We start from the raw sequence: 11,273 nt of genomic DNA on the forward strand, positions 1-11,273 counted from the left end.
GTGACCTACTTGGCGAAGCCGGCGAAGCCCGCCCGGAGCACACCGTCCGGGAAGACCTGGAGGCCCTGGATCTGCTTGCTGACGGCGGTCAGGTTCCGCTGCCGGTAGAGGTAGATCAGCGCGTCGTCCTGCTGGAGCAGCGTGACCGCCTGCCCGTACAGCTTCTTGCGCTCCTCGACGTCGCCGGCCTGGCGGGCCTGGGTCAGCAGTGTGTCGAGCTGCGGGTTGCTGTAGCCGGCGACGTTCTGGCTGGCCCCGGTGCCGACGAAGTTCGTGATGTTGGCGTCCGGGTCGATCCGCCCGCTCCAGCCCAGCTGCAACAGCTCGAAGTTGCCGCGGTCCTGCTCGTCGAGGAGCGACGAGTACTCGACCGGGTTGATCTTCAGGTCGAATCCGCCGTCCTTGACCATGGACTGCAACGCCTGCGCGAGCCGTAGCGTGTCGGGGGTGTTGGAGGCGAGCATCGTCACCGGGTACGGCGTCTGCACACCCGCCTCGGTGAGCAACTGCTTGGCCTTGGCGGGGTCGTGGGCCGGGCAGGTCTGGGCCTCGGGCGACGAGAACGGGCTCGCGGGTGAGATCGGCGAGCAGGCGGCGGCGTGCAGACCGTTGAAGACCGCGTCGACGAGCGCCTTGCGGTCGATGGCGTGCTCGAAGGCCTGCCGTACCTTGGCGTTCTGCGCGAGAGGGCGGTTGATCGGCTTGGGTGCGGTGCCGACGCCGTCGACGTTGCCGACGTTGATGGTCAGGCCCTGGTAGCCGAGGGACTGCGACTGCAGGACGGAGATCGCGGCGTCCTGCCGCAGGGCGGCGAAGTCCTGGGTGGACACGCTGTCGGCGACCTGCACGTCGCCGGAGCGCAGGTTGGCGGCGCGGATGCTCGCGTCGGTGAGGATCCGCCACGAGATGGCGTCGAGGTGCACCTTGGCCGCGTCGTAGTAGTTCGGGTCCTTGACGACGTCGATCGAGTTCTGGGGCACCCGCTTGGCGAACTTGAAGGGGCCGACGCAGACCGGTGCGGAGGCGAAGTCGTCGCCCAGGCTCTGCAGCGCCTGGGTGCTCATGATCATGCCGGCCCGGTCGGCCAGGGCTCCCAGCAGCGGCGCGAACGGCTGCTTCAGCCGCAGGACGACGGTCTGCGCGTCGGGGGTGTCGATGCCGTCGATGGGACCGAGTTCGCTCTTGCGCGCCGACCGGGAGTTGGTGAGGTGGCGTTGCACCGTGGCCTTCACGGCGGCGGAGTCGAAGGGCGTCCCGTCCGCGAAGCGGACACCCGGGCGCAGCGGGATGGTCACCGTCCGGCCGTCGCTGCTCGTTGTGGGCAGCGCGGTCGCCAGCTGTGGTACGACCTGCGCCTTCTCGTCGACGTCGTAGAGCTTCTGGCACATCGCCTGGAAGACGTAGCGGGAGTAGAGGCTTCTGGACAGCGTCGGGTCCAACGCGTCGGGCTCGGCGGAGAGGGCGATGACCAAACTGCCGCCCTGCTTCACGGCGGCGGGGTCGGCCGGCGTACCGAAGGAGTCCTGCCCTGCCGACTGGTTGCCGCCGGACTGGTCGCCGCCGCCGCTGTCCGACACCGGTGAGCAGGCGACGACCGCGCAGACGACGGTGGCCGCCGCGACCGCGGCTCGAAGGACACGGCTCGTTTCGCTGACGGAGAGGTTCGTCATGGAGAGCTCCTCGAATGGGCGATTCCGGGAGCGTATGTTGTATACGATGAGTGCCGCAAGACCTCCGTGAATGGCTTTCCACGCCGGCCAGACACCCTGGCAGGACGGCGCCGATCAGCTCGCCGGCCGGGCCCGACCGCCCCGCACGAGGCTGAGCAGGACGACCAGCGCGAGCACCGCCACCACCGCGCTGAAGATCTCGCCGGCGGGCCGCAGCCCGATCGTCTGGATCAGCAGGCCGACCCCGACGGCGGGCACGCCGAGCATCGCGAACAGGATCGCGAAAAAGGTCGACACCGCCTCGGCCTGGTGCTGCGGCGGGGTCTTCATCGTGATCGTCGCGACGCCGTCGCCGACCGCCACCCCGGACGCGACCCCGACGACCGCCGCGCTGACGAAGAGCGTCGCCAGCAGAGCCATCCACATGCTGAACGCGAGCAGGCCGGCCCCCACGACCAGACCGGCGCAGGCGTAGGCCAGTGCGGCGCGCGAGGAGAGGACGCGAGTCAGCAACTGACCGAACGCGGCGCCGGCGAAGGCGACGAAGACCACGAGCGCCGCGAGGGTGTGCGACCTCTCGTGCAGGACCATGCCGAGGAACAGCCCGGTCACCGACGTGAGCACTCCGAGAGCCGCGAAGCCCGCCCCGGCGGTGATCGCCGAGCGGACGAAGTCGCCCCGGATGGCCGCCGGCACCGACAACCGTTGCACCCGGAGGGTCACCGGTGACCGTTCCCGCACCGTCTCCGGCACACCGCGCAACGCGACGATCGCGACGACGGCCAGGACCAGCACGATCACCCAGGGCAGTCGGAGCGGATCCGGGGCCACGTCCGACACGATCCCGGACAGCAGAGTGCCGGTCGCGAGCCCACCGAGGTTCGCGAAGATCGATACGGTGGCGGCGCGTTTCGGATGCCGACGGTCGATCAGCTCCGCCAGCGCCGCGGTCGCCGCGCCGATGATCAGCGCGGCGGAGAGGCCGGCGATGATCCGACCCACGATGATCATCGCCAGGTCCACGGCGAACAGGAAGACGGCGTCGGCGGCGGCGGACAGCACCAGCGCGATGAGGATGACCGGACGGCGACCGATCTGGTCGGAGAGCCGACCGAAGACCAGCAGCCCGACGACCACGCCCAACGCGTACAACGCGTAGACCACTGTCACGGTCAACGACGAGAACCCGAACTCCATCTCGTAGAGCGGATAGAGCGGGGTCGGCACCGTGGTGCCCACGAGCGTGATCCAGAACGCGAACGCGACCCGTATCGCGCCGGACGGGGAACCGGACCGTGTCACCCGTACAGCATGGGTGTCGGTAGCGGGCCGAGGTGCGGTAACGACCCAAACAACCTCGTCAGGTGGCCGGAACGGGCGCGACGCGGTGGGAGGCGGCCGGGACCGCCGCCCCCCACCGCGTACTCCTAGGAGTTGTACGCCTGCGCGGTCACCGTGACCTTGCGGGCGAGGCCCGGCCGTGCGGGCCAGGAGAGCCGCACCTCACGGGTCTCCCCCGGCAGCAGCCAGAAGTAGTTGTCGTCGAAGCGGGCCGGCAGGACCCTCTCACCACGCTGGTCGCGCACGGCGAGCCGCACCAACGCGGCGACGGTACGGCCCTGGTTGCGGACCGTCGTGGTGACGGTGTTCCGGCCGTCCACGACACGGACGGTGCCCGACGACGTCGACAGGCGGGTGTTCGGCAGGTCGTTGAGCGCCCGCATCTGCTCGGCCTTGTCGTAGCGCCAGTAGGTGTTCTCCGTGAGCAGCCGGTCGCGGCTGTCGCGCAGCTCCAGACGGACCAGGTGCAGCCCGCCGCCGTCCGTCGCGGCGAGGGGAAAGGCCGCCGTCGTGGCCGAACGGGCCACGTCCACCCGCTGCCGCTGCGGCGTACCCAACGACCGGCCGCTCAGGTCGTACCGCCGGGCGGTGACCGTCACGCCGGTGACCGCCGTCGCGGTGTGGTTGACCACGCGGACCTGCCAGGTGCCCGGGTCGGCCTGCACGTGCAGCGGCTCGCAGCCCTTACGGGCCCCGTAGTAGGCGCCGTTCACGTCGAGGTCGTAGTCGTAGGTCTGCCAGACCGTGCTGTGCCACGCCGGGTGCGACATCCACAGCAGCAGACCTGTGGCGTCCTGCCACAGGTTGGCGTTCCACGCCTCGAACATGGCGCGGTGGCTCTCGTAGTTGACGAACTGCGCCCTGGTGGCGAACTCGTCGAGCGAGACGGACTCGCCGAGCCGCGCGTCGATGGCCGCCTGGTACGTGCCGACGCGCTGGTTACCGATGGTCGACCAGTCGTGGTAGTTCCACACCTCGCTGATCGGCCACTCCTTCGCGTCGCCGACGAGGTTGCGCATGCTCTCCGTCACCGACACGACCGGCATGCCGATCTCGGTGTGGAAGCCGAACGAGTCGGCCTCGTACATCGTCACGTCGGTGTAGGTGCTCGGGTCGACCCAGTGGTACGGCCCGCGTCCGCTCACGATGCCGCTGGCCGAGTTGGGGATGTAGAGGATCTCCGGGTGCTCGGTGCTGACGGCCTGCTTGAGGCCGGCGTCGACGATCGGCGGCGGGTCACCCTCGTTGGCGCCGCACCACACCACGATGCTCGGGTGGTGCCGGAACCGACGGATCGTGTCGGCGGCGATGTCGACGTAGCCGGGCGGGTTCGGCAGGAAGCCGCCGGCCTGCCAGAAGTCGTTCCAGACCAGGATGCCCTGCTCGTCGCAGGCCCGGTACAGCTCCTCGCGGTTGCTGCTGCCGAGCCAGTTGCGGATCATCGTGAAGTTCATGTCGCGGTGCATCTCGACGGTGTCGGCCAGCCGGTCGGGCAGCACCCGACGCAACAGCTCGTCCCAGCCCCAGTTGCCGCCCCGGGCGAACACCGGCACACCGTTGACACTGATCTTCAGCTCGGTGATCTTGTTGCTGACCGACTTCACGTCGGTCCACGACTGCCCGTCGTTCGAGACCTGGATGACGAAGTCGCGGGCGTACGCCTGCTCCCAGACGATGGTGACCTGGTCGAACGTGACCGGTGCGCCGAGGTCGACCTGGATGTACTGGTTGTCCTCGAACTTCGACGACCAGCGGGTCCGGGGGTTGCCGTCGACGGCCCGGTCCGGGCCGTTGGAGTCGCCGTCCGACGAGGACGCGCTGGCGACCTTGCCCAGGGCCAGGTCCACGTCCGGCTCGGCCTGCCGCTGCACCGAGAGCGACCACATGGACACTCCCCACGAGGTCACCCGCGCACCGGTCTGGATGCGCAGGTGTCGGGCGGTCTGGCTGGCGAACGTCTCGACCTGGTCGGCGCGGCTGCCCAGCGGGCTGTCGTTGCTGACCGACTTCACGTCGGTCCAGGCGCCCCCGTCGGCGGAGACCTGGACGCGGTAGTCGAGCGCGTACGCCTGCTCCCAGACGATGGTGACCCGGTCGAAGTCGACGGCCGACCCGAGGTCGACCTGGATCCACTGGTCGTCCTCGGCCTTCGAGGCCCAGCGGGTCGCCGCGTCCCCGTCGACGGCCTTGGCGGCCACGTTGGTGTCGTTCTCCGCCGACGAGGCGGTCGCGTCGCGGCGCAGGGCGAGGTCTGGCCCGGTGCCGTCGGCCACCGACAGCGCGAACATCGAGATGCCCCAGCCGGTCGCGCGCTGGCCGGCCTGGATGCGTACGTGTCGGGCGCGCTGCCGGTCGAACGTGATGGTCTGCGTCGCCGCCCCGTCGACGAACTCCAGGGCGGGCTTGCCGGGCGGCGAGATCACGATCGGCTGGTGCCAGTCGTAGGCGAACTGTCGGACACCGAAGCGCAGCTCACGCCGGTCGCTGACAGTCCGCTTGACGGTGGCGGTGAGTGTGAGGTCGTACAGGTGGGGGTCGCCGTAGCCGTTGGGCCACCACAGCCGGGGCTTGCGCAGGCGCAACGCGGGGTGGCGCCCCGGCGCGAAGGTGACAGTGGTGCTTCCGTTGGCCGGGACGGTGACAGTGGACTCGACGCGGACCTTGTCGAACTCGGCGCGGACGGTGACAGTGGTGGCGGTGGCCGTCGCGTTGCGGACCGGCACCCGGATGGTGACCTCGGCGATGCCGGTGTCCGGCAGGTCCGGCAGCGTGCTCTGCACGTGCGGGTCGCCGACGACCACGGCACCGGTGCTCCGCAGCCGGACGTGGTCCCAGAGGCCGGTGACCCGGTCGCGGACGGCGGGCATCCAGTCCCATCCGGACACCGCGAGGTAGGTCGGCGCGTCGAGGTAGTGGTGGGCCGACTGGAGGAAGGTACGGCCGTCGGCGCCCTTGTCACCGGGGGTGCCCTGGTGCGGCATCGGGGTGACCCGGACGGCGAGGACGTGCTCGCCGCGGTGACCGGCGAGGGCGTCGGTGATGTCGAAGGCAGCCCGCGCGAACGGGTGCTTGACGCTGCCGACCTGCACACCGTTGACCCAGGCGGTCGCTTCGTGGTTGATGCCGTCGAACTCGAGCCAGATCCGCCGACCGGCCGACGTGTCCAGCTCGCGCGGCAACCGCAGGGCGCGCCGGTACCACCAGGTGTGCCGGGACAGCGCCTCCGGGATGCGCATGTTGTTGAAGCCGGACACCGGGTCGGGCAGGTGCCCCTGCTCGACCAGGGTGCCCAGCACGGTGCCGGGCACGGTCGCCGGCAGCCAGGACCGGACGTCGACGCCCGCCCGGGAGAGTTCGGCGCCGTCGGCGGTGCCGGCGAAGTCGTCCATCGTCAACGACCATCCCGACTCCAGCGGCACCGTGCCGTCGGCGGCGACAGTGAGCGCGGGAGCCGGGCCGGTGTTGCCGTCCTCCCAGCTGGTCCAGCCCTCGACCTTCGGCCGTCCCGCCAGGGGCACGCCGTAGACCTGGAACCCGTTGAGGCCCACCGGGTTGCTGTTCGAACGCTTCGTGGCCGTCATGCGGATCCACCGGGCGGTGACCGGCTCCGGCAGTTTGATCGCCTGTACGCCGCCCTGACCCTCGGTCGTCTCGTACACCGACTTCCAGGCGCGGCCGTCGGTGGAGACCTCGATCCGGTACGACGTGGCGGCGCTGGAGAGGATCTCGTCGCCGTCGGTTTCGGTGTAGTTGCCGTCGAACGGCCCGTCAGCGAGCGTGGCCTCGAAGACCAGGGTGATCGCCTCGACCCGGCAGGGCGCCTGCAGGTCCACGGAGATCCATTGTGGATCGGCGTTGCCGGCGGCCCGCCACCCACTCCCCCGGACGCCGACCTGCGGCAGACCGTCCACCGCGAAGGTCGCGGGCGTCGGCGCGTAGTCGGTCGAGGAGACCGCGACCGGACGGTACCGGGCGAGGTCGGTGGTCTGCGGGGTGGCAGGCGGCGTCGCCGGAGCGGCGGCCGCGACGGCGTCCGGTAGGACTGCGGCCACCCCGACCGACGCCAGCAGCGTGGCTCCGGCGGAGAGGAAGGTACGCCGCGACAGGGGCGCTTGCTCGGACATTGTGCCTCCAGACAGGACAACGTTGTCAGAAGGGGTCGGTGACAACGTTGTCAGATCGTGGCCGCATGTTTCGCCCGAGTCAAGAGTCCACGTCGATCGTGATTCCACGAACACGGTGCGCACGTGGATCCACGTCGGACGCGGCGCGACCGCGGGAATCGGCGGCCACCGGGCCGGATGACCGGCGGTCAGCTCGCCGGCGGGTCGTCGCGGTGCTGACGGTCGCGACGGTGGTACTCCGGGCGGAGCTTCGCGGCGGCGAACGCCCCCTTCACGGCCGCCGAGAGGGCGACGATGTCGTACGCGCCGTGGTGGCGCCGGCCGTTGATGAAGAAGGTCGGGGTGCCGGTGACGCCGCTGAGGTCGGCGGACTCGACGTCTTCGGCCACCCGGTCCACGCCCATCCGCTTGACCATGTGCTCCCGGAACATGTCGAGATCCAGGCCGAGGCGCTCGGCGTAGCCCAGCAGGTCGGTGGGATTGAGCGCGTCCTGGTGGGTGAGGAGCAGGTCGTGCATCTCCCAGAACGAGCCCTGCTCCCCCGCCGCCTCGGCGGCCTCGGCGGCGAGTTGGGCGTGCGGGTGGACGTCGGTGAGCGGCAGGTGTCGCCAGACGTACCGGATATTGGCGAAGTCGGCCAGCATTTCCCGCACCACCGGCTCGGCCTGCCCGCAGTAGGGGCACTCGAAGTCGCCGTACTCCACGACCGTCACCGGCGCGTCCAGGGCCCCACGCATGTGGTCGCGCCCCGACTCGACCGGAAGCTTCAGATCGACGATGGCCTCGGTGACGCCGAGCAGAGCGCGCGCACGTCGCGACGGCGAGAGCCGGGCGACAGCACGGAACACCAACCAGGTCACGACGGACGCACCGACCGTCGCGACCAGGATGCCGAACTTCGCCTCGTCCAGCGCCGGGCCGTGCAGGGCGTGGGTGGCGATCAGGAGGGCGACGGTGAACCCGATGCCGGAGACAGTGCCGACGCCCGCGACGGCCACCCAGCCGACGGGTGGCCGGAACCGGTTCCCGCTCAGCCGGGCCACCAGCCACGAGGTGGCCACGATCCCAGCCGGCTTGCCGACGACGTACGCCGCCACGACGCCGAGCGTCACCGGCGAGGTCACGGCCCTGGACAGCAGCTCGCCGTCGAGGACGATCCCGACGTTCGCCAGGGCGAACAGCGGCACCACCACGTAGCTCGCCCACGGGTGGTAGAGGGTCTGCAGCCGCTCGTTCGGCGACAGCGCCGAGGTGAGACCGGCCTGGGCCATCCGGGCGAGCTGCGGGGTGGGCTGTTCCCGGAAGAGGCGGAACTGGTCGCTCGCGTACTGAAGCTCGTCCCGCCCGGGGGCGTACGCGTAGGTCAGCAGCCCCATGATCAGGCCCACCACGACCGGGTCGACACCGGACTCCGAGACCGCGACCCAGGCCGCCACCCCCAACAGCGCGTAGACCGGCCCGAACCGCACGCCCCACGCCCGGACGAGCAGCACGAGACCAAAGATCGCCGCCGCGACGAGCAACGCCATGGGCGAGGGGTGATCCGGGTACGCGATGGCCAGCACCGCGATCGCGACCAGGTCGTCGACGACGGCGACGGTCAGCAGGAAGCTGCGCAGCCGGTCGGAGAAGCGCGGCCCGAAGACGGCGAGGGCGCCGAGTGCGAGCGCCGTGTCGGTCGCCATCACGGCACCCCACCCGGCGGCGGTGGTCTGCCCCGCGTTGAACGCGAGGTAGATCCCGATCGGCACGAGCATGCCGCCGAACCCGGCCAGCATCGGCAACGCCAGTCGCCGCCGTTCCCGCAGCTCGCCGATGTCGAACTCGCGACGCAACTCCAACCCCGCGACCAGGAAGAAGAACGTCATCAACCCGCTGTTGACCCAGGTCCGCAGGTCGTGCGACACCGGCCAGTCACCGAGCCGGACCGAGAAGGTGGTGCTCCAGACCGACTCGTACGACGACGAGTGCAGGTTCGCCCACACGAGGGCCACCACCGCGGCGACCACTACCACCCGCGCGCCGCCGGTCTCGGTGCGCAGGAACGCGCGCAGCGGAGCGTTGAACCGCCCCTCCCAGGCGGTCCGGGTGGTCATCACCCGGCGCGGGTTGTTGCTCGTCACGGAACAATCTTCGTTGACCCGACCGTCACGCGGCCTGAATTGAGGGACAGTCCGGCCCAACCCTGTCGGGACCGACCGTTCTATCCGCTATGATGGTGGGTATGGCGCGCACCGAACCCGACACCCGGCCCTCCGCGGCGCGACTCCGGCTCCTCAGCACGGCGATGCGGCTCTTCTACGCCGAGGGGATCCACTCCGTCGGCGTCGACCGGATCATCGCCGAGGCACAGGTGACGCGGGCCACGTTCTACCGGCACTTCCCCAGCAAGGACGACCTCATCCTGGCCTACCTGCGGGAAGTCCACGCCCTGGAGCGCGGACTGGTCGACGAGGCGATCGCCGCCAACCCCGCGCCGGTCGACTCCCTCCTCGGCATCGCCGGCGCCATCGCCCAGAACGTCCAGTCCCCCGCGTTCCGGGGATGCGCCTTTCTGAACGCCGCGGCGGAGTATCCCGACACGGGCCATCCCGTGCATCAGGAGATCATCGCCCACCGGCAGTGGTTCCTGGACACCCTCACCACGCTGATGGCGCAGGTCCACGAGGAGACGGCCGATCCCGCCGCGCGGCACTTCGTCATGCTCCGCGACGGCGCCATGGCCGCCGGATGCCTGTTCAACCCCGCCCTGGTGTCCGAGACCTTCCTCCGCGGGGTGGAAGGTCTCCTCCGGATCAACACCGAGCGCCAGTCGGCCGACACCGACCGCTGAGCCGCACGGTCACGCCTCGGAGTCGTCCCGGTCGGACGGCTCCCGTCCGACCGCTGGGGCGGGCACCTCCAGCGGACGGCCCCGACGTCGCAGCGCATCCAGCAGCGCGACCAGGGCCAACACCCCGGCCACCACGGACAGCCCGGCCATCGACGTCCAGCGGAACAGCGCCGGCGTGAGCAGCAGCAGAGCCGCCAGGCCGATCACCAGGGCTCGGGAGACCCGGCCGAAGATCTCGTACTCCAGCCGCATCCGGGCCACGAGGAAGAGCGCCGGACCGCCCACCACGAACAGCAGCCAACTCGGCCGCGGCGACCCGTACGGATGGTCGATCACCAACTCGTAGCCGACGGCCGTGACGAGCACGCTCAGCACGATCAGCAGGTGAGTACGTTCCGACGCCGTGCCCAACCGGCCGGGCATTCCCGCGCGACTCAACGCATCGGGCAACAGCAGACCGGCGCGGTAGAAGTAGATCCGCCAGAGCAGTGCGCTGGTGACGAACGCGACGACGAAGGCCGCCACCCGTTCGGCGGAGTAGTCGACGCCGCCGAAGACGATGCCGATGAGCAGGATCGACTCACCGAGGGCGATGAGGATCATCTGCTGGTAGCGGTCGGCGAGATGCACCCCGGCGATCCGCCAGCGGCCCACCGACGAGGCCCCGAGCCTCGGAAGAGGCCAGCCCAGAATCCAGGCGAGGTAGTCGACGCCGAGAGCGACAGCCCACCACGCCGGGAGAAGCCGGTCCGGGCCCAGGGCGCCGGCCAGCCACAGCGGTGCGCTCGCCGTAGCCCAGACGGCGAGCCGGAAGGGCACCAGTCGTCGCGGATGGCCACGCAGCGCGACGGCGATCACCAACGGACGCACCACCATGACCGACAGGTACGCGACAGCGAACGGCAGCGCCCGCTCCTCCATCGCACGGGGCAGCGCCACCGCCATCACCAGGCCGGCGAACATGGTCCCGACCACGACAGCCTGGATGAGCGATCGCTCCGGCTCGTAGCGGCTGGTGATCCACGCCGTGTGCGACCAGATCAGCCAGAGCGCCAGGAAGAGCAGCAGGGTACGGCCGAACCCGCTCACGAGCGCCCAGCCGGTTTCGTCGCCCAGCTCGGCGAACCGTCGCGAGACCTGGGTGAGAGCCACCACGAAGGCCAGGTCGAAGAACAGCTCCAGGAACGTGGCTCGGCCCGCACTCGTCGGCGGGCGCAGCAGCTTGGCCCCGGGTCCCGCCGTCATCGTCCTCCTCAGTCCACCCCTCGTCGCACCAACGAAATCGAGCGTCGAGGGGTTGCGTCG

Annotated in this window: 5 protein-coding genes and 1 pseudogene; 1 reads left to right on the forward strand and 5 read right to left on the reverse strand. The window is 70.4% G+C overall.

From position 1 onward, the window contains the following. Positions 1–5 precede the first annotated feature (5 nt). From O7631_RS25130 to nhaA, 4 genes and pseudogenes are all read right to left on the reverse strand, one after another. Positions 6–1,670: an ABC transporter substrate-binding protein gene (locus tag O7631_RS25130; RefSeq protein WP_278146515.1), complete on the reverse strand. Its 1,665-nt coding sequence runs from the start codon at positions 1,668–1,670 to the stop codon at positions 6–8. Between the two features lie 114 nt (positions 1,671–1,784). Beyond that, entirely contained in the window at positions 1,785–2,972 is a 1,188-nt protein-coding gene (locus O7631_RS25135; RefSeq protein ID WP_278146516.1) for an MFS transporter, read from the reverse strand. Positions 2,973–3,097: 125 nt separating this feature from the next. After that, entirely contained in the window at positions 3,098–7,135 is a 4,038-nt protein-coding gene (locus tag O7631_RS25140) for a discoidin domain-containing protein (RefSeq protein ID WP_278146517.1), read from the reverse strand. Positions 7,136–7,371: 236 nt separating this feature from the next. After that, positions 7,372–9,231, reverse strand: a pseudogene (gene nhaA, locus O7631_RS25145) (Na+/H+ antiporter NhaA); the annotation flags it as partial. A gap of 128 nt (positions 9,232–9,359) precedes the next feature. On the opposite strand from nhaA, the gene O7631_RS25150 reads away from it, so the two are divergent. Continuing rightward, entirely contained in the window at positions 9,360–9,968 is a 609-nt protein-coding gene (locus tag O7631_RS25150) for a TetR/AcrR family transcriptional regulator (protein WP_278146518.1), read from the forward strand. 9 nt (positions 9,969–9,977) lie between these two features. Here O7631_RS25150 and O7631_RS25155 read toward each other — a convergent pair whose 3' ends face one another. Further along, positions 9,978–11,213, reverse strand: a complete 1,236-nt coding sequence (locus O7631_RS25155) for a low temperature requirement protein A (RefSeq protein ID WP_278146519.1) — start codon at positions 11,211–11,213, stop codon at positions 9,978–9,980. Positions 11,214–11,273 lie beyond the last annotated feature (60 nt).

The sequence above is a fragment of the Micromonospora sp. WMMD967 genome (assembly GCF_029626165.1).
Lineage (GTDB): Bacteria > Actinomycetota > Actinomycetes > Mycobacteriales > Micromonosporaceae > Micromonospora > Micromonospora taraxaci.